This window comes from Syntrophaceae bacterium (assembly GCA_013177795.1).
In the GTDB taxonomy this organism is placed as follows: domain Bacteria; phylum Desulfobacterota; class Syntrophia; order Syntrophales; family UBA2192; genus UBA2192.
The window spans coordinates 310,333-333,723 of sequence record JABLXY010000002.1 but is presented as its reverse complement, the minus strand read 5'-3'; the positions used below and the strand labels follow the sequence as shown (position 1 = coordinate 333,723).

At 66.8% G+C, this 23,391-nt stretch carries 19 protein-coding genes; 9 read left to right on the top strand and 10 right to left on the bottom strand.

What is annotated here, in order from left to right:
• Nucleotides 1-3 precede the first annotated feature (3 nt).
• A complete protein-coding gene (locus HPY67_06575) occupies nt 4-438 on the bottom strand; it encodes a hypothetical protein (GenBank protein NPV04377.1) in 435 nt (144 codons plus the stop codon).
• Between the two features lie 155 nt (nt 439-593).
• Here HPY67_06575 and HPY67_06570 point away from each other — a divergent pair, with 155 nt between their 5' ends.
• Together HPY67_06570 and HPY67_06565 are read left to right on the top strand one after the other, a co-directional pair.
• Nucleotides 594-887 (top strand): hypothetical protein, encoded by a 294-nt coding sequence (locus tag HPY67_06570; protein ID NPV04376.1) that lies wholly within the window; start codon nt 594-596, stop codon nt 885-887.
• Between the two features lie 76 nt (nt 888-963).
• A complete protein-coding gene (locus tag HPY67_06565; GenBank protein NPV04375.1) occupies nt 964-1,371 on the top strand; it encodes a hypothetical protein in 408 nt (135 codons plus the stop codon).
• A gap of 12 nt (nt 1,372-1,383) precedes the next feature.
• Here HPY67_06565 and HPY67_06560 read toward each other — a convergent pair whose 3' ends face one another.
• The 9 genes from HPY67_06560 to HPY67_06520 all read right to left on the bottom strand — a co-directional run bounded on the left by HPY67_06560 (nt 1,384) and on the right by HPY67_06520 (nt 16,642).
• On the bottom strand, nt 1,384-2,385 hold the full coding sequence (locus tag HPY67_06560) for an oxidoreductase (GenBank protein ID NPV04374.1): 1,002 nt from the start codon (nt 2,383-2,385) through the stop codon (nt 1,384-1,386).
• 183 nt (nt 2,386-2,568) lie between these two features.
• Entirely contained in the window at nt 2,569-3,429 is an 861-nt protein-coding gene (locus HPY67_06555) for a phosphoribosylformylglycinamidine synthase subunit PurQ (protein ID NPV04373.1), read from the bottom strand.
• Between the two features lie 205 nt (nt 3,430-3,634).
• Nucleotides 3,635-6,607, bottom strand: coding sequence for a phosphoribosylformylglycinamidine synthase subunit PurL (purL, locus tag HPY67_06550; protein ID NPV04372.1), 2,973 nt, complete (start codon nt 6,605-6,607; stop codon nt 3,635-3,637).
• 20 nt (nt 6,608-6,627) lie between these two features.
• Entirely contained in the window at nt 6,628-8,019 is a 1,392-nt protein-coding gene (locus HPY67_06545; protein NPV04371.1) for a sigma-54-dependent Fis family transcriptional regulator, read from the bottom strand.
• A gap of 274 nt (nt 8,020-8,293) precedes the next feature.
• Nucleotides 8,294-9,820 carry a hypothetical protein gene (locus tag HPY67_06540; protein NPV04370.1) on the bottom strand — a complete coding sequence of 509 codons (1,527 nt, stop codon included), beginning with the start codon at nt 9,818-9,820 and terminating at the stop codon, nt 8,294-8,296.
• Nucleotides 9,821-10,065: 245 nt separating this feature from the next.
• Entirely contained in the window at nt 10,066-11,463 is a 1,398-nt protein-coding gene (locus HPY67_06535) for an efflux transporter outer membrane subunit (GenBank protein ID NPV04369.1), read from the bottom strand.
• Nucleotide 11,464: 1 nt separating this feature from the next.
• Nucleotides 11,465-14,725: an efflux RND transporter permease subunit gene (locus HPY67_06530; protein ID NPV04368.1), complete on the bottom strand. Its 3,261-nt coding sequence runs from the start codon at nt 14,723-14,725 to the stop codon at nt 11,465-11,467.
• Between the two features lie 16 nt (nt 14,726-14,741).
• A complete protein-coding gene (locus HPY67_06525) occupies nt 14,742-15,941 on the bottom strand; it encodes an efflux RND transporter periplasmic adaptor subunit (GenBank protein ID NPV04367.1) in 1,200 nt (399 codons plus the stop codon).
• Between the two features lie 107 nt (nt 15,942-16,048).
• On the bottom strand, nt 16,049-16,642 hold the full coding sequence (locus HPY67_06520) for a TetR/AcrR family transcriptional regulator (GenBank protein NPV04366.1): 594 nt from the start codon (nt 16,640-16,642) through the stop codon (nt 16,049-16,051).
• A 318-nt stretch (nt 16,643-16,960) separates the two neighbouring features.
• Here HPY67_06520 and HPY67_06515 point away from each other — a divergent pair, with 318 nt between their 5' ends.
• The 7 genes from HPY67_06515 (at nt 16,961) to HPY67_06485 (ending at nt 23,270) form a co-directional block, all read left to right on the top strand.
• A complete protein-coding gene (locus HPY67_06515; protein NPV04365.1) occupies nt 16,961-17,905 on the top strand; it encodes an ACP S-malonyltransferase in 945 nt (314 codons plus the stop codon).
• 62 nt (nt 17,906-17,967) lie between these two features.
• Nucleotides 17,968-19,170 carry a hypothetical protein gene (locus HPY67_06510; protein ID NPV04364.1) on the top strand — a complete coding sequence of 401 codons (1,203 nt, stop codon included), beginning with the start codon at nt 17,968-17,970 and terminating at the stop codon, nt 19,168-19,170.
• 52 nt (nt 19,171-19,222) lie between these two features.
• On the top strand, nt 19,223-20,212 hold the full coding sequence (locus HPY67_06505) for a ketoacyl-ACP synthase III (GenBank protein NPV04363.1): 990 nt from the start codon (nt 19,223-19,225) through the stop codon (nt 20,210-20,212).
• Nucleotides 20,209-20,808 carry a bifunctional 3-hydroxydecanoyl-ACP dehydratase/trans-2-decenoyl-ACP isomerase gene (gene fabA / locus HPY67_06500; GenBank protein NPV04362.1) on the top strand — a complete coding sequence of 200 codons (600 nt, stop codon included), beginning with the start codon at nt 20,209-20,211 and terminating at the stop codon, nt 20,806-20,808. The genes HPY67_06505 and fabA overlap by 4 nt, the downstream gene beginning before the upstream one ends.
• Entirely contained in the window at nt 20,805-21,533 is a 729-nt protein-coding gene (locus HPY67_06495) for a 3-oxoacyl-ACP reductase FabG (protein NPV04361.1), read from the top strand. Before fabA ends, HPY67_06495 begins: the two co-directional genes overlap by 4 nt.
• Nucleotides 21,523-21,996, top strand: coding sequence for a beta-hydroxyacyl-ACP dehydratase (locus tag HPY67_06490; protein NPV04360.1), 474 nt, complete (start codon nt 21,523-21,525; stop codon nt 21,994-21,996). Before HPY67_06495 ends, HPY67_06490 begins: the two co-directional genes overlap by 11 nt.
• Nucleotides 21,993-23,270, top strand: coding sequence for a beta-ketoacyl-[acyl-carrier-protein] synthase family protein (locus HPY67_06485; GenBank protein ID NPV04359.1), 1,278 nt, complete (start codon nt 21,993-21,995; stop codon nt 23,268-23,270). Before HPY67_06490 ends, HPY67_06485 begins: the two co-directional genes overlap by 4 nt.
• Nucleotides 23,271-23,391 lie beyond the last annotated feature (121 nt).

The following is a 23,391-nucleotide window of genomic DNA, read 5'->3' as shown; positions in this document are numbered from 1 at the left end:
CCGTCAGAATGTCGATGAGCGGTAGGCGAAGTCCCGGACTTTCTTCTGCTCGTCGAACTTGATGATCACCGTGAGCGACTTCTGCGTCGAGGAGCTGGCGCCGGAGCCCGTCCCGGCCAGGCCGCCTCCGCCGCCGGAGCCGCCGGTGAGGATGCCGAGGATCAGGGCCGTGCTCGACGAGTAGACGTTCTCCGTCGAGATGCGGTCGTAGACCCAGACTTCCCTGCCCTTCTCGTCCGTGGTGACGACATTGGGGGAGCCGAGGGCTTCCACCACCTGGGCGCCCGACATGCCCACGCGGATTTCGCGCTGCACCGTCCCGACGGTGAGCTTGTCGCCCTCGCGGGCCTTCTGCACATCCGCCGCGTGCATGGAGGCGCAGCCCGCCGACAGGGCAATCGACAGCAAGATCAGCGCGGCCGGTTTCCAGTGTCGCATGGTTCCTCCCCTTTTGCGGACCGGTCATTCCGTTCTTTGCCGCTATTTTGATCCGGTGCCCTTTTTTGTCAAGGCCTTTTGCGGACGGTCGCAATTCCCTGTGGACCGCCGGGCCCGCTACGTATAAAGTATGAGAAAATTTACCCGGAGATTTCATGAAGGCTCCCCCCTGCGCATTCAACGGGATCGTCGACAAGATCCAGGTCCTTTCCATGGAGGTCCGGACCCGCTTGTCGCCGCCGACGCTGGGGGATCGCCTCAAGGACGTTTTCGGGAGGGGAGGCCCGGGGCTGGAGCTGACGGAGGAGGGCTCCGGGTCGTTGACCTTCCGGGGCGCAGGAGGCCACGTGTCGGCGACCTTCCACCCGGCAGGGAACGGGACGCTCCTGCGGATCACCACGATCGGGTGGGCGGCGGCGGTGAAACGGTTCGTCGCGGAATTGCCGTGAACCGATGTCCACCCCGGGGCGCGCGGACACGCCCGCGAGCCGGGTATGCGGGCAAAAAAGACAGGAGGGAACGGAGATGAGGATTCGAGACGGATGGCTGCTCTGCGCGGCTGGGCTGGCCCTTAGCGCATTTGCGGCCGCGACGCCCGCCGTCGGGCAGGACCTTCAGAAGACCATGACCTACGACGACTATGCCGCCCTGCCGAAGCTCGAGATCGTGACCGAAGAGGTCGGGGGCACCTTCGCGTCGGCGCGGATCGAACATGTCTCTTTCAGGGACGTGGAGGGCATCGACCGCTACCACATGACGGGGATCACGGCCAAGGGCAGGGCCTCGGGCATGAAACCCCTCGTGCAGGACTACAAGAAGACCCGCCTCGCCGCAAAGGACCTGATGGCCAGGCTGTGCGGGAAGAGGAAGCCCGTCGTGGAATCGGACCTGCTCTACCCCGACCACTTCACGACCCAGTTCCGATGCCAATAGGGCTCGAGGGGTTCACGCCCTCACGCCGACAACGAGACGCCCGCGGACCTTCCCGGCCAGGAGATCGGCGGCGTACCGGGGGACGTCGGCAAGGGGGATGATGCCGGGGGTGATCTTCTCGAGCGCCCCTGCCGGCAGGTCACGCACCAGCCTGGACCAGGCCGCCTTGCGCCGCGGGATCGGGCACATCACGGAGTCGACGCCGCGAAGGCTCACGGCCCGCAGGATGAAGGGCATCACCGTCGTGGGCAGATCGGAGCTGCCGGCAAGCCCGCAGTTCGCCACGCAGCCGCCGTAGTTCATCTCGGCCAGCACCCGGGCGAGGACCCTGCCGCCCACCGTGTCGATCGCACCGGCCCATCGCTGGCTCTCCAGCGGCCGGGGCATCTCGGACCACTCCGGCCCGGCGACGAAGTCCGTGGCGCCGAGGTCCTGCAGGTATTCGTGCGTGTCCTCCTGGCCGGGCGCCGTCAGGACGGCGACCCGGTAGCCCAGATTCGCCAGGACCGCCACGGCCACGCTGCCCACACCGCCGGCCGCGCCGGTCACGAGGACCGTTCCGCCGCCGGGCTTGACCCCCGCCTCCTCGAGCGTCATGATGCACAGCATGGCCGTGAAACCGGCCGTGCCGATGGCCATGGCGTGGAGCGTGCTCAGGCCTTCCGGCAGCGGGACGAGCCAGTTGGAATTGACGCGGGCCCTCTGGGTATAGCCGCCCCAGAAGCGCTCACCCACGCTCCAGCCCGTGAGGACGACCTTGTCGCCCTCCCTGTAGAACGGGGACTTCGACTCCAGGACGGTGCCCGCCAGGTCGATGCCCGGCACCATCGGGTACGTGCGGACGATCGTCCCCGTGCCGGTGACGGCCATGGCGTCCTTGTAGTTCAGCGAGGAATACTCGACGGCCACGAGAACGTCGCCCTCGGGAAGATCGCCGACCGTCAACTCCTCGACGGCGTGCCGGACCCTGTCGCCCTCCTTCCGCAGCACCAATGCCTTGAACGTGTCGGACATCTTGCCCCCCTCCTTCGTCGGGTTCGGGTCTCCCCGGTCAGTGCCGTCCATTCCGTCCGTACCGTCAAATCCCCCCTGCCCCCTCCGTGAAAGGGGGTGTTGTCTTTCCGGGTCCCCCGCTGCACCTGTGCGATGGAAGGGGATGGTCCTGCCTTGGCGCCTGATGCCTGCCGCTTGCGCCTTCTACCCAGCCTCTGCGAGCCGCACGGGCCTCTGCTCGAACTCGTCGCTGCGGATGAACTGCACCGCGTTCTTGAAAAAAGCCAGCCCCATCCCCTCCTCGGGGAGCTCCTCCCGCGTCCAGCGGGGGTGGTTCGTGAAGTGGGTGTAGGCCTCGGGGTGTGGCATCAGGCCGAAGAGGCGCCCCGTCTCGTTGCAGATCCCGGCGATCGCGTCGACGGCCCCGTTGGGGTTGGCGGGGTATTCCATGGTGGGTTTGTCGCTGTCCTGCGTGCAGTAGCGCACGACCACCTGCTGCTGCCGGTGCAGGCGCCTGAGGACCGCGGCGCTTTTGGCCATGAACTTCCCCTCGCCGTGGCGCACGGGGAGGTAGACCCTCTTGAGCCCCCGCGTGAAGACGCAGGGCGACTTCCCGTTGACCGCAAGCCACACCCAGCGGTCCTCGAAGCGGCCCGAGTCGTTGAAGGAAAGCGTCACGGTCTGCCTGAAGAATTCGTCGTCGAATGCGGGCAGGATGCCGAGCTTCACCATAAGCTGGAAGCCGTTGCACACGCCGAGGATGAGCTTGCCCTCGGCGATGAAGCGCAGGAACTGCTCGCGCAGGGGCTCACCGCTGCCCTTCACCCTCGCGTGGATGATCCGGTTGGCGGCCGCCTTGGCCGAGCCCAGGTCGTCGCCGTCGAGGAACCCGCCGGGCAGGTTCAGGAAGTGGTAATCGTCGAGGCGCTTCTCGCCGCTCAGGATCTCATGGATGTAGACGATGTCCACCTCGTCCGACCCCGCAAGCCGGCAGGCGTGGGCCATCTCCCGCTCGCAGTTCGTCCCGTTGCCCGTCAACACAATCGATTTTACGATTCTCGGCATTCTCTTCCTTCCCTGCTTTGCAGTTGAGAGGGAAAGGTTCCGAAGCCCGGGTTACGGCTTTTTCGGGCACCGCACGCATCGAAGCGGAGCGGCCGCAGCGCAAACTGTTTGAGCCCGAAGGGCGAGTTTTTGCGTCTGCAGCGCAGCGAGATGCAGTACGGTCGAAAACGCTGTATCGGGCGAGGAACGCTTTCCATCGAAATCGCTAAAAGCGAAGCGTCCTCTGCCATGCTTCCTTCAGATCTTCGATTTTCTCCTCGAGGATCACGCCGCCCCTCAGGCCCTTCACCCGGAAGAGGCCCCCGGCCGTCACGGCGCCGACGCAGGCCAGCGCGCTGCCCGCCATCGCCTCCTCGAAGGCCGCCTTCTTCTCGGGCCGGACGGTGACGACAAAGCGGCTCTGCGACTCGGAGAAGAGCATCTCGTCGTCGCGGGCGATCCCGCTTGCGGGCACCGCCGCCAGGTCGACGTCCATGCCGAACCCCCCGGAGAAGGCCGTCTCGGCCAGGGCCACCCCGAGGCCCCCGTCGGAGCAGTCGTGGCAGGAGGCCACGAGCCCCTCGCGGATGGCCCTCGCCAGGGCCCGGTAGAGCGCCAGGGCGCGCGCGCCGTCGACCTTCGGCACGTCGTTGCCCACGAAGCCGTGCAGGGCATACCACTCGGATCCCCCGAGCTCCCGTTTCGTCTCGCCGAGCACGTAGACCAGGTCCCCCGCGCGCTTGGCGTCCATCGTCACGGCCCTGCGCACGTCCTCGATGCGGCCGATGACCGAGAAGAGCAGCGTGGGCGGGATGGAGATCTTGGTGTCGCCGATCTGGTAGTCGTTCTTCATGCTGTCCTTGCCCGAGATGCAGGGCACGCCGTAGATGCGGGTGAGCTCGTAGAGGGCGAGGTTGGCCCGCACGAGCTGGGCGAGCTTGTAGTGGCCGTCGGGCGTTTTCTCCGACTGGACGGGGTCGCACCAGCAGAAGTTGTCCAGGCCCGCGAGCCTCTCCAGCGAGCCGCCCACGGCGACGGCGTTGCGCACGGCCTCGTCGATGGCGCAGGCCGCCATGTGGTAGGCGTCGATGTCGCTGTAGCGCGGGCAGATGCCGTTGGCGACGACGACCCCTTCGGTGGACTCGAGCACCGGGCGGATGACGGCGGCGTCGCTGGGCCCGTCGTTGGCGATGCCCACGAGCGGCTTGATGACGCTGCCGCCCTGGACCTCGTGGTCGTACTGGCGCACGACGTACTCCTTGCTGCAGATGTTGAGGCGCGCAAGCATCGCCCGGAGGGCCCGGCCGTAGTCGGCGGGCTCGGGGATGTCGGGCTCGGGGTGCCGCGGGGGGACCCACTTCGCGGCAAGCCGCATCTGGGGGACCCCTTCGTGGAGGAATTCCATGTCGAGGAAGGCCGCCGTCTTGCCGCCGTACCGGACGTGGAACTTGCCCGTGTCGGTGAACGTGCCCAGGATGGTGGCCTCCACCTCCATCTTGCGGGCCAGCGCCATGAACTCGTCGATGTTCTCGGGCTGGACGGCCAGGCTCATCCGCTCCTGCGCCTCGGAGAGCAGGATCTCCCAGGGGGCGAGGCCCGCGTACTTGAGGGGGGCATGGATCAGGTCCATCTCCACGCCGCCCGACATCCGCGCCATCTCGCCCACGGAGGACGAGAGGCCGCCTGCGCCGTTGTCGGTGATGGCCCGGTACAGGCCGCGGTCCCTGGCCAGGAGCAGAAAGTCCGTCATCTTCTTCTGCGTGATGGGGTCCCCGATCTGGACGGCCGAGACGGGCGAGTCCTCGTGGAGCTCCTCCGAGGAGAACGTGGCCCCGTGGATGCCGTCCTTGCCGATGCGGCCCCCGGTCATGACGACGAGGTCCCCCGGCCGGATCGACTTGACGTGGCTCGGCTCGCCGAGGATCTCGGCGGGCATGAGCCCCGCCGTGCCGCAGTACACCAGAGGCTTGCCGAGGTAGCGGTCGTCGAAGACGATGCAGCCGTTGACCGTGGGGATGCCGCTCTTGTTGCCGCCGTGCTCGACGCCCTCGCGCACGCCCTCGAAGATGCGCCGCGGGTGCAGGATCCGCTTCGGCAGCGGCCTGTCGTAGAAGGGGTCGGCGAAGCAGAAGACGTCGGTGTTGAAGATGAGCCGCGCGCCCTTGCCCGTGCCGAAGGGGTCGCGGTTGACGCCCACGATGCCCGTGAGCGCCCCGCCGTAGGGGTCGAGGGCCGAGGGGGAGTTGTGGGTCTCCACCTTGAAGACGAGGTTCCAGTCGTCGTTGAACTTGATCACGCCGGCGTTGTCCACGAAGACCGAGAGGCACCAGTCGTCGGCGCCGAGGCGCTCGCGGATCTCCTGCGTCGAGCGCTTGATGCAGCTCGCGAAGAGCGAGTCGATCTCGAGGCGCCTGCCGCCCTCCTCCTCGTAGGTGATGAAGCTGTTGAAGATCTTGTGCTTGCAGTGCTCGGACCAGGTCTGGGCGAGGGCCTCGAGCTCCATGTCCGTGATCCTGGGCCCGAGGCCGACCTCCCGGCGCGCCGCGACGACCGCCGGGTCGTTCATGTAGGCCTGGATGGCCTTCATCTCCTCGAGCGAGAGGGCGAGCGTGCCGCGGCTGCTGATGGCCATCAGTTCCGCGTCGGGCACGTTGAGGTCGATCTCCGCGATGCGGGGGTCGTCGACGCCCGTCACCTTGGGCACGGTGGGCTTCATGCCCTTTTTCGGGTCCCAGCCCTTCCCTTCGACGATGTCGTAGCGCTCGATGAGATCGTTGGCGAGCACGCCCGAGGCGATCCGCTCCGCCTCGTCCCGGCTGATCCTGCCCCGGATCACGTACTGCCGGGACGTGTAGACCTTCAGGGGCGTGCGCTTGCCGATGAGCAGCTCGATGGCCTCGGTGGCCGTCTTGCCCACGTTGTCCGTGACCCCGGGGCGGAAGCCCACCTCGATGAGCCAGTCGAAGCTCTCGGCCAGGCCGCGGTTGACGGCATACCGCTGGATCACGGGGTCCGACAGGGGGCCCGAGGCGGCCTGCCGGAGCTCCGCCTTCGTCAGGGCGCCCTCGATGGTGAAGACGTCGATGGTGCTGACCTGCTCCACGTCGAGCCGGAGGTTCTCGACGATGCGCCGCCTGACCTTCTCGCCCAAAGCGTCGCGGATGTTCTTCCTGAAACCGATTTCGATCCGGTTGACCATGGCCTCTCTTCCTTCCCCGCTCAGCGGAGACTGTATTTTGCCAGCTTCAGATGCAGGCCCCGGCGGCTCAGACCCAGCTGCCGGGCCGCCTTCGAGATGTTGCCCTCGCACTCCTCGAGCGCCCGGAGGATCATCTGCTTCTCGATGTCCTCCGTCTTCTCCCGGATGAGATCCTTGATGGACCGCTTCTCGTCCGGCGCGCCGGCCTGCGTTCGGGCCTCGACGGCCTCGATGAGTTCCGCGGGGACGTCGCCCATGACGATCCTCTCGCCCCGGGCCATGAGGACGAGCCGCTCGGTGAGGTTCTCCAGCTCACGGATGTTGCCGGGCCAGTCGTGATCCATCAGGAGATCCACGACCTCGGGGTCCGCGCCGGCGATCCGGCGGTCGAGCTTGCGGTTGAACTTCCCGATGAAGTAATCGAGCAGGGCCGGGATGTCCTCCTTGCGCTCCCGCAGGGGCGGGACGTGGATCGGCATGACGTTGAGGCGGTAGAACAGGTCCTCCCGGAAACGGCCCTCCCTGACGTCCTGCTGGAGGTTGCGGTTGGTGGCCGCCACGAGCCGGACGTCCACCTTGATCGTCTGGATGCCGCCGACGCGCTCGAACTCGTGGTCCTGGATCACCCGCAGGAGCTTCACCTGCATCTCCCGGGGCAAATCGCCGATCTCGTCGAGGAAGAGCGTCCCCTTGTGCGCGAGCTCGAAGCGCCCGGGCTTGCTGGAGACGGCTCCCGTGAAGGCGCCCTTTTCGTAGCCGAACAGCTCGCTCTCGATGAGATTCTCGGCGATCGCCGAGCAGTTGATCTTGATGAAGGGGTTGAGCTTCCGGGGGCTGCCGGCGTGGATCGCGTTGGCCACGAGCTCCTTCCCGGTCCCCGTCTCGCCGGTGATGAGGATCGTCGTCGTCGTCGGGGCCACCTTCCGGATGATCTCGAAGATCTTCGCCATGTGCGGGCTCGACCCCACGATCTCGCTGCGGTCGATCTCGGCCGGCGCCAGATGGATCTCCTCGTCGCTCAGCACCCGCGTCTTCACGGCCTTGCCGATCACACGCTTGAGCTCCTCCTGGTCGAAGGGCTTCGTGATGTAGTCAAAGGCCCCCTTCTTGAGGGCATCCACGGCCGTGGCGACGGTCCCGTGTGCCGTGATGAGGATGACGGGGATGGACGGGTATTCCTCTGCCATGCGGCTCAGGAGACCCATGCCGTCGAGCTTCGGCATCTTGAGATCGGTCACGCAGGCCGTCACGTCGTGGCGCCTGAGCAGGGCGAGGGCCTCGAGACCGTCGGCCGCGGTCTCGACCTCGTAGCCCTCCTTGGTCAGCATCGCCTTGAGCACGAGGCGCATGTTGACCTCGTCGTCGACGACGAGGATCTTTTTCCTCGGAATTTTGGACACTTGCGTTCCCATGGACGGGTGATTGAAAGCCCGACTTTAGTTTACTTTGCGCCGGGCGTCAAGGCTCTTTGAGACCGTGTGCCCGTGACGATTTTGTTTCTTCACAGGGCTGTCCGAGAGGTCTCGGCACGGGTTGCCCCGAACAAAACGAAGCTGGGAAGCTGAGAAGTTGTGAAGCTCGGATCATCCGCGGATATGAGATCGTCTCCTGCCCGTCCAAGCTTCTCAACTTCCCAACTTCTCAACTTCGCATCGTGACAGGATGCGCCCCCGGTCACCCGCCTCCTTACCCCTGGGGCAGGTTGAGCCGGATATAGAAGACCGACCCCTGACCGGGGATCGATTTCGCACGGATGGAACCGTTGTTGTTCTTCACGATCCGCTGGCAGATGGCCAGGCCCAGGCCCACGCCCCGCTCCTTCGTCGTGAAGAAGGGCTTGAAGATGCTCTGGAGATCCTCCTTGGACATCCCCCTGCCCGTGTCGCGGACGGAGATCCCCACGGCCTCGCCCTCCTCGCTCTCGATGCGGGTTGTCCGGATGGTGAGGGTGCCCCCGTCGGGCATGGCCTCGATGCCGTTGAATGCGATGTTGAGGATCACCTGCTTCATCTGCTCGCCGTCGACGCAGACCTGCGGCAGGCCGGGGTGGAGGTCCGTCTCGATTGAGATCCCCTCGGGCAGGCCGCTCACCCGGATGACCTCGACGGCCTTCTCGATGATGCCGTTGATGTCGTGGAGCTTCGGGCTCACGGCGTAGGGTTTCGCGTAGTTCATGAACTGCGTCACCACGTTGTTGAGCCGGTCCGCCTCCTCGACGATCACGTCGAGGAGCTTCTGGTTCTCGGGGTTTGCCTCCTCGGAACGAAGGACCTGGCCGGCGCCCTTGATGGAGCCCAGGGGGTTGCGGATCTCGTGGGCCAGCGCCGTGGCCATTTCCTCCAGAAGCTGCGACTTCTCCCTCTCCAGCTCCTGGTCGAAGCCGTAGATCGACGAGAAGATGTCCTTCGCCTCGGGGAAGAAGTAGTTGAAGACCTTCTTCATGATGACCCGGAAGGGGTCGTAGGAGATGACGATGATGAAGGAGGCCGTCAGCACGTGGGTGAAGTACACGGGCTCGATGCTGCCGAAGAGCCCCAGGATGAAGAAAAAGGTGCCCGTTGCGAAGAGCGTGACGACGGACAGGACGAGCCCGCGCACCATGATCTCGTAGAGCTCGGGGAGACGGGGATGCAGGATGATGATGAGCACGAAGTACAGCAGGCCCGCCAGGGCGAGGTTGGAGATCGGGGGAAAGCGGAACCCCAGGTAGTGGAAGACGTCCAGAAGGCTCACGGCCGCCGTGATGGCGCAGGCCATCGTGACGTAGACCATCCGGGTGCGCTCCACCCCGGGGGCGCGCCCGCGGATGAACAGCAGCAGGGCGCCGAGGCAGGTGAGGATCGTGAGCCACAGGTACGCCAGGAGCGCGGGCTCGAACCAGGGCGCCTGTGCAAGCGGCGTGAAGAACGCCGCGGCCCAGAGCAGACTCACGGCCGATGCGGCGGCGACCCCCTTGCGGGACAGGACGCTCTTGCCGCGGAGCATGCTGCGGGTAAACTCGATGAGGAGCGGCGGCAGGAGCAAAAACCCCGCCCGGCTCAGAAACCCCCAGAAGGGGTCCTCGAAGAGGCTGTTGAAGAACGTCCCCCCCTTGTGGAGGAAGAGGGCCAGGCACACGAGCGCGAAGGAGACCTGGACGGCGTCCCGTTCCTTCTTGAGGAGCAGGGAGACGGCGATGGTGAGGCTCACCGCCGCCAGGATGAAAAGTTCCATAGGCGGTCCCGTCCCGGGCGAAAGAAAAAAGACCATCGCCGCGCGCGCTCTGACCCGGCCGCGGCATGGCCCCTGGCTGCTCCCCCGGATCGCGTGGGGTTCCGGGGGCTCAAGTGTTTGGAATCATACCGGGAACGGCACGGCAAGTCAACACCCGGGACGTTGCAGCGCCGAAACGCCGCAGAGCGGAGAGGCCGGACGGGAGCCGGGCGGGTCCGCCGGCGGGATGACGGCGGCCCCGGCCTTTAGAATGCCCCTCCGCCCAGCACCTTGTAGAGCGTCACCAGGTTGGCAAGGCGGGCCAGGCGGACGGCGATGAGCCCCTGCCTGGCGCCGTAGAGCGAGCGCTGCGCGTCCAGGACGCGCAGATAACTGTCGATCCCGCGCTTGTAGCGCGCATCGGAGAGGCGGTAGCTCACTTCGGAGGCCTCCACGAGCGACCGCTGGGCCTCGAGCTGCTCCCCCAGGGTTGCACGCTGGGCCAGGGCGTCGGCCACTTCCCGGAACCCCGCCTGGATCGCCCGTTCGTACCGGGCCAGGGCGATCTCCCGGTCCACCTTCGTCACGTCGTAGGCCGCCCACGTGCGGGCGTCGAAAATCGGCACGACGATCCGCGGCACGAAGGACCAGGTCTCGGAGCCCGACGCGAAGAGCCCGGAGAGCTGATCGCTCGCCGTGCCGATGCTCGTGGTGAGCGTGATGCGGGGAAAGAAGGCCGCCCGGGCCGCGCCGATGTTCGCATGGGCCGCCTTGAGCTGGTGCTCGGCCGCGACGATGTCCGGCCGGCGCTGCAGCACCTCGGAGGGCAGGCCCGGGGTGAAGTCCCTTGGCTCCGCCACCTCGTCGAGGGCACCGGGCAGAAGTTCCGGGGGCACAGGGGAGCCGACCAGGAGCCTCAGCGCATTCTCATCGAGGGCCGCCTGGGCCGCGTAGCGGGCGATGTCGACCCGCGCCGCGTCCACCCGGGTCTGGGCCTGGCGCAGGTCCAGCTCGGAGGAGGCGCCCACCTCGGCTCGCTTCCGGATCATCTCGTAGGTCTGCAGCTGCGTCTCGAGGGTCGCCCGGGCGAGTTCGAGGTTCTCGCGGTCGGCGGCAAGGGCGAGGTACACAAAGGCCACCTCGGCGATCAGCGCGATCTGCGCGCCCGCGCGGGCCTGCCCCGTGGCGAGGTACTGCTCGAGCGCCGCGTCGCTTAGGTTCCGGATGCGGCCGAAGAGGTCGATCTCCCAGGCGCTGACGCCCGCGCTGACGCTGTAGTACTCCGTGGTCCTCGGCTGGCCGCTGCCCGACAGGATGCCGGGGACCCGTTCCTTGCTGAAGGCCGCGCCGGCGTTCACGGTCGGCAGCAGCTCGACGCGCTGGACGCGGTACAGGGCCTGCGTCCGCTCGACCTGCAGGGCGGCCACGCGCAGGTCGCGGTTGTTGGCAAGCGCCATGCCGATGACCTGCCGCAGTTTTTCGTCGACGAAGAAATCCTTCCACGGCACGTCGGCGGCGGCCTCCCCCGGCTTGCCCGCCTGCTGCGCGGCGCCCGGCCAGGCGGCGGGAACGGGCGCCTCGGGCCGGGAGTAGGTCGGCGCCAGGGAACACCCCGCCGCGCACAGGACGGTCAGGCCCAGCAAGACGATCAGCCGTCTGTTCATGTCATCGATCCCCCGATGGATGTGTTTCTTCTGCTCCGGTGACCCGCCCGCCGGCCCGTTTGGCCATGAACCGTTCCCGGATGCCCGAGAGCAGGCCCCCCATCCCCGCGAACACGCCCGCGGCGGGCGTCCCCTGACCCTTCCCGGCTTTCCCGATGAACGTCTCGACCAGCACGAAGAACAGGGGGGTGAAAATGATCACCAGGACGGTGGCCGTCACCATGCCGCCCAGCACGCCCGTGCCGATGGCATTCATGGCGCCCGCCCCGGCGCCGGTCGCCACGGCCAGGGGCAGGACGCCGAACCCGAAGGCCAGCGACGTCATGACGATCGGGCGGAAGCGCAGCCTCGCCCCCTCGAGGGTGGCCTCCACCAGCCCCATCCCCTGCTCGACGCCCGCCTTGGCGAACTGGACGATCAGGATCGCGTTCTTGGTGGTCAGGCCGAGCGTGGTCAGCACGCCGATCTGGAAATAGACGTCGTTGGGCAGACCCCGCAGGCTCGATGCGATGACGCCGCCGATGACCCCGAGGGGCAGGACCAGCAGGACGGCAATCGGGATGGGCCAACTCTCGTAGAGCGCCGCCAGGCACAGGAAGATCACGAAGATGGAGAAGGCGTACAGCAGCGGCGCCTGGGCTCTGGACATCCGCTCCTGGTAGGACAGCCCCTGCCAGTCATACCCGACGCCCTGGGGCAGTTCGCGGACGAACCCCTCCATCGCCTGCATCGCCTCGCCGGAACTCCGGCCCGGCGCCGCCTCGCCCACGATGTTGATCGACGGGAAGCCGTTGAAGCGCTCCAGCTTCGGGGACCCGGTCGTCCAGTAGCCCGAGGCGAAGGACGAGAAGGGCACCATCCGGCCCGCGCTGTTGCGCACGTGGAGCCGTTCCAGGTCCGTGGGCAGCATGCGGTAGGGGGCGTCGGCCTGGACGTAGACCCGCTTGACCCGACCGGCGTGGATGAAATCGTTGACGTAGGCGCTCCCGAAGGCCGCCGCGATCGTGTGGTGGATCGAGGTGATGGGGACGCCCTGGGCGCCGGCCCTCTGCCAGTCCACGTCGACCCGGTACTCGGGCACGTCCTCCAGGCCGTTGGGCCGGACCTTGGTCATCGCGGGGCTCCTGGCCGCCATGCCGAGGAGCTGGTTGCGGATCTCCATGAGCCTGGCGTGTCCCAGGCCGCCGCGGTCCAGCAGCTGGAAATCGAACCCCTTGGCCTGCCCCAGCTCCACGACCGCCGGCGGCGCGAAGGCGAACACCATGGCGTTGCGGATCTTCGAGAATTCCGCCATGGCGCGCCCGGCGACGGCCCCGACTTTCAGCTCCGCGCCTCTGCGCAGATCCCAGTCCTTGAGCTTGACGAAGGAGAACCCCGCGTTCTGCCCCCGGCCCGAAAAGCTGATGCCGGAAACGGTGAACACGGCCTCGACCGCGTCCTTTTCGTTCTCGAGGAAATAGTCCCGGACCCGCCGCAGGACCGCGTCGGTCTGCTCCAGGGTCGAGTTGGCCGGCAGCAGCGCCTGCACCGTGAGAATGCCCTGGTCCTCGTCGGGCAGGTAGGCCGTGGGCATCCGCATGAACAGGATGCCCATGGCGCCGACGATCAGGACGAAGACGGCCAGGTACCGGAGCTTGTTCGTGATGGACCGGCGGACCATGCGCATGTAGAGGTCCCGGGTTTGAAAAAACGCGCGATCGAACCGCAGGAAAAACGGGCGCAGGAACCAGACGGCGTTCTCCGCCGGCTCGTGCCCCTTCGGGACCGGCTTGAGAAGCGTCGCGCAGAGCACCGGCGTGAGGATCAGGGCCACCAGCACGGAGAGGAGCATGGCGGTGATGACCGTCACCGAGAACTGGCGGTAGATGACGCCCGTGGAGCCCGGGAAGAAGGCCATGGGGCCGAACACCGCCGAGAGCACGAGACCGATGCCGATCAGGGCGCTCGTGATCTGGTCCATGGACTTCGCCGTGGCCTCCCGGGGCGAAAGACCCTCCTCGCTCATGATCCGCTCCACGTTTTCCACGACGACGATGGCGTCGTCGACGAGCAGGCCGATGGCCAGCACCATGGCGAACATGGTCAGCATGTTGATGGAGAACCCGAAGATCCCCAGGGACGCAAAGGTCCCCAGGATGACCACGGGCACGGCGATCGTGGGGATGAGGGTGGCCCGCATGTTGCCCATGAACAGGTACATGACCAGGAACACGAGCACGATCGCCTCGAAGAGCGTCTTGAACACCTCCTTGATGGCCACCCGGACGAAGGGGGTCGTGTCGTAGGGGTAGACGACCTTCATGCCCTTGGGGAAGAAGTGGCCCAGTTCCTCCATCTTGGCCTTGACGTTGTCGGCCGTCTGCAGGGCGTTGGCCCCGGCGGCCTGGCGGATGGCCATCCCGGCGGCAGGCATGCCGTTGAACCGGGCCTGGACGTCGTAGGTCTCGGTGCCCAATTCCGTCCGGCCCACGTCCCGGACGCGCACGACGGAGCCGTCGGGGTTGGTGCGCAGGGGAATGGAGGCGAACTCCTCGGGCGTCTTGAGCAGGCTCTGGACGATGATGCTGGCGTTGAGCCGCTGCCCCTCGACGGCGGGCGCGCCGCCGAACTGCCCCGCGGAGACCTCGACGTTGTAGGCCCGGAGGGAGGTGATGACGTCCTGGATCGTCATCCCGTAGTTGGTGAGCTTGTCGGGGTTGAGCCAGATCCGCATGGCGTACTGGCTGCCGAAGATCTCCACCTCGCCCACGCCGGGGACCCGGGAGAGCACTTTTTCCAGGTTGGACTGAGCGTAGTCGCGCAGGTCGTTTCCGTCCATGCTGCCGTCTTCCGAGATCAGGCCCACGAACATCAGGTAGTTGCGGGTGGACTTGCTGACCCGCACGCCCTGGTTGCTGACGACCTCCGGCAGGTTCGCCATGGCGAGCTGCAGCTTGTTCTGCACCTGCGCCCAGGCCAGATCGGGGTCGGTGCCCGGCGCGAAGACCAGCTCGATGCGGCTCGACCCGGACGAGTCGCTCGTCGCGGTGAGGTAGAGCATCCGCTCGAAGCCGGTCATCTTCTGCTCGATGATCTGGGTGACGCTGTTCTCGACGGTTTCGGCCGAGGCCCCCGGGTAGTATGCCGTCACCGCGATGGACGGCGGGGCGATCGGCGGGTACTGGGCGATGGGCAGGTTGTAGATGGCCAGAGCGCCCCCCGCCATCATGATGATGGCGATGACCCACGCGAAGACGGGACGGTCCAGAAAGAATCTCGACAGCATCGCGCGCCTCCCCTCACCTCGGCTTCGCGGCGGCCGGCTCTGCGGCCTTGCCGTCGGGGACCTTGGCCTCGCCGTAGGGGACGGCCCTGACGGTCATGCCGGGCCTGACCTTCTGCACGCCCTCGACGATGACGCGGTCGCCCGGCGCAAGACCGTCCGAGACGAGCCACTTGTCCTTGATCGTGCGGACGACGGTGAGCACGCGCTGCTGGACCTTGCCCTCGGCATCCACGACCAGGGCCAGGGGGTTGCCCTTCGGGTCGCGGGAGACGCCCTGCTGCGGGACGAGGATCGCCTGCTCGTTGACACCCTCCTCCAGCACGGCGCGGACGAACATGCCGGGCAGCAGAATCCGCTTCGGGTTGGGGAAGATCGCCCGCACGATGAACGACCCCGTCGTCGGGTCCACCGTGACGTCCTGGAACTGCAGGGTCCCTTCCATCGGGTAGGCGGTCCCGTCCTCCAGGATCAGCCTGACCCGGGCCCGGTTGGCGCTGTCGCGCCTCAGGGCGCCGCTCGCCATGGCCTTCTGCAGCTGCAGGAGCACGGCGCTCGACTGGGTGACGTCGACGTAGACCGGGTCGATCTGCTGGATGGTCGCCAGGGACGCCGGCTGGTTCGCCGTGACCAGCGCGCCCACCGTGACCGACGACTTGCCGATCCGCCCGCCGATGGGCGCCGTCACCCGGGTGTAGCCCAGATTGATCCGCGCGGCCTCCACGGCCGCCTTGCCGGCTGCGATCTCCGCCTCGGCCTGCTTGAGGGCGGCCATGGCGTCGTCGTGTTCCTGGCGGCTCACCGCCTTGATCTCCACGAGCTCCTTGTAGCGCTCCGCCCGGAAGCGGATGGCGGTGATGTTGGCCTCCGCCCGGGCAAGCGATGCCTTGGCGCTGTCATAGGCGGCCTGGTACGTCGCCGGGTCGATCTGGTAGAGGACGTCGCCCGCCTTCACGTCGGTGCCCTCCCTGAAGAGCCTCTGCTGGATGATGCCGCTCACCTGGGGCCGCACCTCGGCGATCAGGTAGGCCGATGTCCTGCCCGGCAGCTCCGTCGTGACGGCGATACGCTCTGGCTTGACTTCGACCACGGCCACCTCCGGCGGGCCGGCCTGCCCCGGCCCCTTGCCCGCGGTGTTCTGGCAGCCGGCCAGCAGGCTCACCGCGGCGAAAACCGCGGCGGCAAGAATCACCCCGTTTTGCTTGCGGATTGGCATGCGACACCTCTGTGTTTGACTTCGTCCGCCTGCCGCAGCCGAAGCCTCGGCGGCGGGAATGGGATCCCTGCCCGTTCGACGGGTTTCCGCCCTGCCGGCGCCGACGCTCACCGGCCGGGCTCCTCCTGCCTTCTGACCGCGTCCCAGCAGGCCTCCGCCGCCTTGCGGATCAGCACATCGTCGAGTTCCACGAATCCCAGGATTTGATCACGCAGGAGGGAAAGGGCGGGCCCGAAGGCCAGGGCAAAGTGGACGGGCATGGGCAGGTCCTTCAGCTCCCGGCGGTCGATCCCCTCCTGCAGGAGATGCCGGAACAGATCGATGTCCCGCGCTTTCCCCAGGAGACGCTCCCGACGAAGGGTCACCCCGTAGGGGGAGTTCATGTACTGCTCGATGAACCGGAAGTGGATCGCGTGGTCCATGAAATACCGCATGATCATGGTGGAGAGATGCATGAAGCGCTCGCGAAGAGGGCGGCCGACGGAGTAGCCCTGCATCAGGTACTCCACCACCGTCTTCTCCAGGTCGCTGAAGATCTCGGCGATCAGCGCCTCCTTGCTCTCGAAATAGCGGTAGATCGTGCCGGCCCCCACGCCCGCCCTCTCGGCGATCATGGCCATGGGGGCCCCGTGAAAGCCCTTCTCCGCAATCAGTTCGAGGGCCGCCTGCATGATCTCCTTGCGCTTGTCCGAATTCTTCATGCTCGAACCTCTGCATCATCCCTATCGGAATGAACGTTCATTCCTTTACACCTTTCCTTCCCCCCAGGCAAATAATTTTTTCGGTCCTTGTATACCCCCCTTCCCAGTGTGAAGCGAAGTATACACCCCGGTGCCCATCCCCGGGCCTCCGGCCATTTGCCGAATTTTCTTTTTACGTATTCATTACAAAGGCTTACGATGATCTTCCCCCAACCCGGCCGCCTGGCACAACGGTTGCTCCTACACGGCCGGGCCGCAGGGAGCGGCTCGTTCGACAAAGAGAGAGACAGCGAGAAGCAGCGAAGGAGACGACGACAAATGGCCAACGGCAAGACCGCCATCGTATTTCCGGGTCAGGGTTCCCAGCGCCACGGGATGGGCAGGGATTTCTACGAGAGCATCCCCGAGTGCCGGCGGATCTACGAGGAGGCCTCCGACGCCCTCGGTTGGGACGTGGCCGCACTCTGCTTCGGCGAGGACGAGAGGCTCAACCTGACCGCCTATGCCCAGCCGAGCATCGTGGTGACGGAGATCGCCATGCTGAAGGCCATCATCGACAAGTACGGCATCACCCCCGACGTGTTCGGCGGGCACAGCCTCGGCGAGTACACGGCCCTGGTGGCCGCGGGCGTCCTGCCGCTCGAAACGGTCATCCGCATCGTCCACATCCGCGGCAGCCTCATGCAGGAGGCCGTCCCGGTGGGCGAGGGCGGCATGGCGGCCGTCATCCGCAAGGACCTCAACTCCCGGATGATCCGCGAGCTGCTCGCCGACCTGCCCATCGACGTGGCGAACATCAACTCGCCCAACCAGATCGTCATCAGCGGCCACTCCAAGGCCATGCCCGAGGCCGAGGCGCGCCTCGCGAAGGCCCTGGCCGACGAGAGCCCGGCCCGGTTCGTGGCCCTCAACGTGAGCGCCCCCTTCCACAGCCGGTTCATGCAGGTCATCGAGGAGCCCTTCGAGGAGGAGCTGGCCTGCGTGCGGCGCCGGATGAAGGCCGAAAACGCCGTCCGGGTCACCTCCAACTTCACGGGCGGCTTCCACTCCCCCGACCGGGAAGAGGTCATCGAGCGGCTCGTGGCGCAGCTCTCGGGCACCGTCCAGTGGTGCGACAACATGAGGGCCATCGCCTCGCAGGCCGACACCGTCTACGAAATCGGTCCCAACCGTCCCCTCCGGGACTTCTTCAAAACGATCGGCGTGACCTGCATCTCGCTGACCACGCTCGCCTCCGCCGAACGGGCCTTTTCCGGCAACTGACCGGCAACGGGCCGCCCCCCTGCGGGGATCATCCGAACACGCACACACGCAAGGAGAACTCCATGGATTTCCGCCTCAATGAAGACCAGCAGATGTATGTCGACACGGTCCGGCGCTTCGTGAAAAACGAGATCCTCCCGAACATCCTGCAGATCGACAAGTCGCACGAATTCCCCTACGGGATCATCGCCAAGGCCTGGGAACTGGGCATCCTCAACCTGAGCATCCCGAAGGAGGTGAAGGGCTTCGAGATCGACGCCGTCTCGTCGGCCCTCATCATCAAGGAGCTCTCCTACGGCGACACGGGCATCTCGACCTCGGCCATGTGCAACGACCTGGCCAACACGGTCATCGCCCAGCACGGCAGCGAGAAGCAGAAGCAGGATTTCCTGGGGCCCTACGTCCAGGCGCCCCTGCTGGCCTCCTTCTGCCTGACCGAGCCCGGCGCCGGGTCGGACAACTCGTCGATGAGCACCTTCATCGCAAAGGGCCCCGGCGGCAAGTACATCCTCAACGGGGCCAAGTGCTTCATCACCAACGCCTCCTACGCGAGCCAGTTCACGGTCTTCTGCAAGGTGGGCAAACCCACGGCGCAGCTGCTGGCCTGCTGCATCGTGCCGACGGAGGAGATGTTCCAGGGCGGCAGGCCCAACCTGCCGGCCAAACCGCAGACGGTGCTCACGGCCAAGGGCGGCGGCCGGATCGTCCTCGGCAAGCCCGAGGAGAAGCTCGGGCAGCATCTGTCCAACACGGCCACGGTCACCTTCGAGGACGTCGTCGTCGACGAGAGCCAGATCATCGGCGACAGGCGCCAGGGATTCAAGTACCTCATCGACGTGCTCGACTACGCCCGGCCCATGGTCGCCGCCATCGGCGTGGGCCTGGCCCGCCGGGCCCTCGATCTCACCCTGCAGTACACCCGCGAGCGCAAGCAGTTCGGCCAGCGGATCTGCGACATGCCCGTGGCGCGGGAGACGCTCGTGGCCATGTGGAAGAAGGTGGAGCTGGCGGAACTGGCCCTCATGAAGGCGGCCGTCAAGGTCCAGGAGCGCGACGAGGACCGCGGGATGTACTCGTCGCTGGCGAAGAACACCGCCGCCGAGGCGGCCCTGTTCTGCGCCAACGAGGGGCTGCACCTGCACGGCGGCTACGGCTACATGCAGGAGTACGAGATCTCGAAGCTCGTCCGCGACGCCCACATCATCGACATCTACGAGGGCGTGCGCGAGGTGCAGCACATGATCATCGGCAGGGAGCTGGTGTAGGACGGCCGGCACAGGCGGCCATAAAAGGCAAAGGGTCATCGGTAAGGCAATGCTGTACTTACATGGACTGGGGCACTTCTACCCGGAAAACGTGATCACGAACCGCTTCCTGAGCGATCTGGACATCGGGTCGAGCGAGGAGTGGATCGAGGAGCGCGTGGGGATCCGCGAGCGCCGCACGGTGCTGCCCCTCGATTACATCCGGGCGACGAAGAACCGCGACGTCCGCGCCGCCCAGGAGGCGAGCCTCTACACCAACGGCCAGACGGCGGCCCTTGCGGCCCGCATGGCCATCGAGCGGGCGGGGATCGCCGCGGGGGACATCGGCATGGTGATCTCCGGCAGCTCGGCCCCCGACGTGGCCTCGCCGGCGGAGGCCTCCACGGTGGCCGCCGAGCTGGGGATCGACGTACCCGCCTTCGACATGAACTCGGCCTGCACGAGCTTCTCCCTGCAGATGCACGTCCTGTCGAACATGCACGCGGGGGCCCTTCCCCCGTACATCCTGGTCACGCAGCCCGAGAACCTGACGCGCTGCCTCGATTACTCGGACCGCCGCTCGGCATGCCTCTTCGGCGACGGGAGCACCGCCGCCGTCGTGTCGCTCACCGTCCCGTCGGACAAGGTCATCGACGCCACCCGCTTCGACGCCAAGCCCTCGTGCTGGGACAAGGTCTCGATCCGCCGCACGGGCCACTTCGGGCAGGACGGCAACGCCGTGCAGGGCTTCGCGATCCGCAAGACGACGGATGCGCTGCGCATCCTCCAGGCGGCCAACCCCTCGCTCAACGGCCATCTCAAGTTCGTGGGCCACCAGGCCAACCTCGGCATGCTGCGGACCGTCTGCGAGCGCTGCGGGATCTCCCCCGAGAACCACTGGCACAACGTCGAGTGGTTCGGCAACACGGCCACGGCCGGGGCCCCGGGGTCGCTGAGCCTGCACTGGGCCGACCTCGCGCCGGGCGACCATGTCGCCCTCGTGCAGGTGGGCGCCGGGTTGTCCTGGGGACACATGATGCTGGCGGTAAAGGAGAGGCCATGACCTACCAGGAATTCATGGAGAAGAGCCACTTCGATCTCAAGGAGATCCTGGCCATCGCGTACGGCAACCTCGTCTCCGACCCGCCGAAGGGCATGGACGCAAAGCTCCCGGCGCCGCCGTTTCTCATGATCGACCGGATCCTGTCCGTCACGAAGGACAACCGCCACGGGGCGATCGTGGCCGAGCAGGACGTCCGCCTGGATGCCTGGTACTTCCAGTGCCACCTGCCCGGCGACCCGGTCCAGCCGGGATGCCTCTGCGTGGATGCCGTCTGGCAGCTCCTGGGCTTCTACTGCCTCTGGCGCGGTGCCCTGGGGACGGGGCGTGCGCTGGGCTGCGGCGAGATCTTCTTCAGCGGCCAGATCCGGCCCTACAACCGGGTGGTGCGCTACGAGGTGAACGTGAAGCGTTTCCAGCGGCTCAAGGACTCCGGGGCGAGCATCGTCATCGGCGACGCCAACATCTTCGTCGACGGCGAACAGATCATGACCTTGAAGGACGCCCGGACGGGCGTCTTCCACGGGATCGCCTACCCGGACTACCCGCACAAGTCGAAAAACGCCGTCGGCGGCGTGATGGTGAGGGAGGAGAGATGAGCGACAAACCGGTAGCCGTCGTGACGGGGAGCGGAACGGGGATCGGCGCGGCCTGCGCAAGGGCGCTGGCGAAGGAAGGCTTCCGCGTGGGCCTTCACTACAGGAAGAGCGCCGAGAGCGCAAAGGCCCTCCAGTCGGCGCTGGGCGACGCCTTTCTCCTGCAGGCCGACCTGGCCGACCTCGACCAGGTGGAATCCCTGGTCAACGCGATCAAGGAGCAGGCCGGCCGCGTGGACGTGCTCGTCAACAACGCGGGGCTGTCCATCAACGCCGACATCCACACCATGAAGGTGGAGCAGTTCGACGAGCAGCGGGCCATCACGCGGGGCATCTGGTTCCTCACGAAACGGGTGCTTCGCCAGTACATGCTCCGGAAGGGGAGCGGGCGCATCATCAACATCTCCAGCGTCGTGGGGCACACGGGCAACGCGGGGCAGATCCCCTACACGATGGAGAAAGCGGCCCTGGACGTCTTCACGAAGTCGCTGTGCCGCGAGCTGGCGGGCCGCAACATCCTCGTCAACTCCGTGGCGCCGGGCTTCATCGACACGGAGATGACCGCCGTGCTGCCCGGGGAGATCCGGGAGCGGCTCCTGGCGGGCGTCCCGCTGGGCCGGATGGGCAGGCCCGAGGAGGTGGCCGAGGTGGTGGCCTTCCTGGCGACGAAGGGCTCCTACATCACGGGAAGCGTCATCCACGTCAACGGGGGGCTCTATGGCGGCTGATCGCGAAACGAGGCAGAAGGTCCTGGCGGCGGTTCCGCAGCAGGCCCCCTTCCGCTTCATCGACGAGATCCTGGAGCTCGACGAGACGCACATCGTCGGGGCCTACCGGTTCAGGGAAGACGAGTGGTTCTACCCGGGGCACTTCCCGGGGCGTCCCGTCACGCCGGGGGTGATCCTCGTGGAGGCCATGGCCCAGACGGGGGTGGTCGCCTTCGGGCTCTACCTCGTCATGGCGCAGGGCCGGGAGGAAGAGCTGCAGAGAGGGAATCTGACCACCCTCTTCACCGTCATCGAGGCCGTGGAGTTCGCGGGCATGGTGAAGCCGGGCGAGCGCGTCATCATCCGGGGGGAGAAGGTCTATTTCCGGAAGGGGAACCTGAAAGCGAAGGTCAGCATGGAGAGGGAGAACGGGGAGCCCGTCGCCTCGGGTGTGCTGGCCGGCATGGGGGTCAGCGTGCAATGAGAACGAGGATTGTGATCACGGGCCTGGGGATCATGGCCCCCAACGGTCATGGCCTTGCCGAATACGAACGCGCCCTGCGCGAGGGCCGCTCGGGGATCCGGTATATCCCGCACCTCAAGGAGCTGGGGTTTGCCTGCCAGGTCGGGGGGGTCCCGCAGAACTACGAGGCGCTTCGCGACCAGTACTTCGACGCCGAGGATTTGCTCTCGGTCAACGACAACATCGGCTACGCCTGCATCGCCGCCATCGACGCGTGGCGCGACGCGGGGTTCTCCGTGCCCCGGCCGGACAGCGCCGCGGTGGACTGGGACACGGGGGCCATCATGGGATCCGGGATCGGCGGCATGGACACCATCGCCGGCCAGGTCGTCCCGAAGGTCAACGACCGCCAGATCCGGCGCCTCGGGAGCACGGTCGTCCAGATGGTCATGAACAGCTCCACGAGCGCGAAGATCGCCGGGCTGCTCGCCTTGGGCAACCAGGTGACCTCCAACTCGTCGGCCTGCAGCACGGGCAACGAGGCCATCATCGACGCCATGCTGCGCATCCGCTGCGGGCTGGCGAAGCGGATGATCGCCGGGGGCTCCGAGGGATCCTCCCCCTACATCTGGGCGGGCTTCGACGCGATGCGCGTGCTGTGCCGGAAGTTCAACGACGCCCCCGAAAAGGCCTCCCGCCCCATGAGCGCCACGGCGGCCGGCTTCGTGCCCGGCTCGGGCGCCGGCGCCCTGATCCTCGAGGACCTGGAAACGGCCCGGAAGCGGGGCGCGAGGATCTACGCCGAGCTTCTGGGCGGGGCCGTCAACTGCGGCGGGCACCGCAACGGAGGGTCCATGACCGCTCCCAACCCCGAGAGCGTCCAGCGGTGCATCCGCGCGGCCGTGGCCGACGCGGGGATCTCCGTCGCCGACGTGGACGCCGTCAACGGGCACCTGACGGCCACCTTCGCCGACCCCCACGAGGTGAAGAACTGGGCCGTCGCGCTCGAGCGGACGCCGGCCACCTTCCCCTGGATCAACGCGACCAAGTCGCTCGTGGGCCACTGCCTCGGCGGGGCCGGGGCCGTGGAGTCCGTGGGCGTGGTGCTGCAGCTCCACAAGGGGTTCATCCACCCGTCGGTGAACTGCGAGGACGTGCACCCCGAGATCGCCGACTTCGCCCCGCGGATCCCGCAGGAGATGATCGAAGACCCCAAGGTGAAGATCTTCGCCAAGGCCGGCTTCGGCTTCGGCGACGTGAACAGCTGCATGATATTCAAACGATGGGACGGCTGAGGGCTTAAGGCGAATAGCGCAATGCCCAGGGCAAATGAAACGGGCCTAAGGCGACTGGCAAAAGGCGAAGGGCCGGGGGGCAGAGAACTTCTTTGGATTTCCCCCGGCTTTGAGCCCTTTG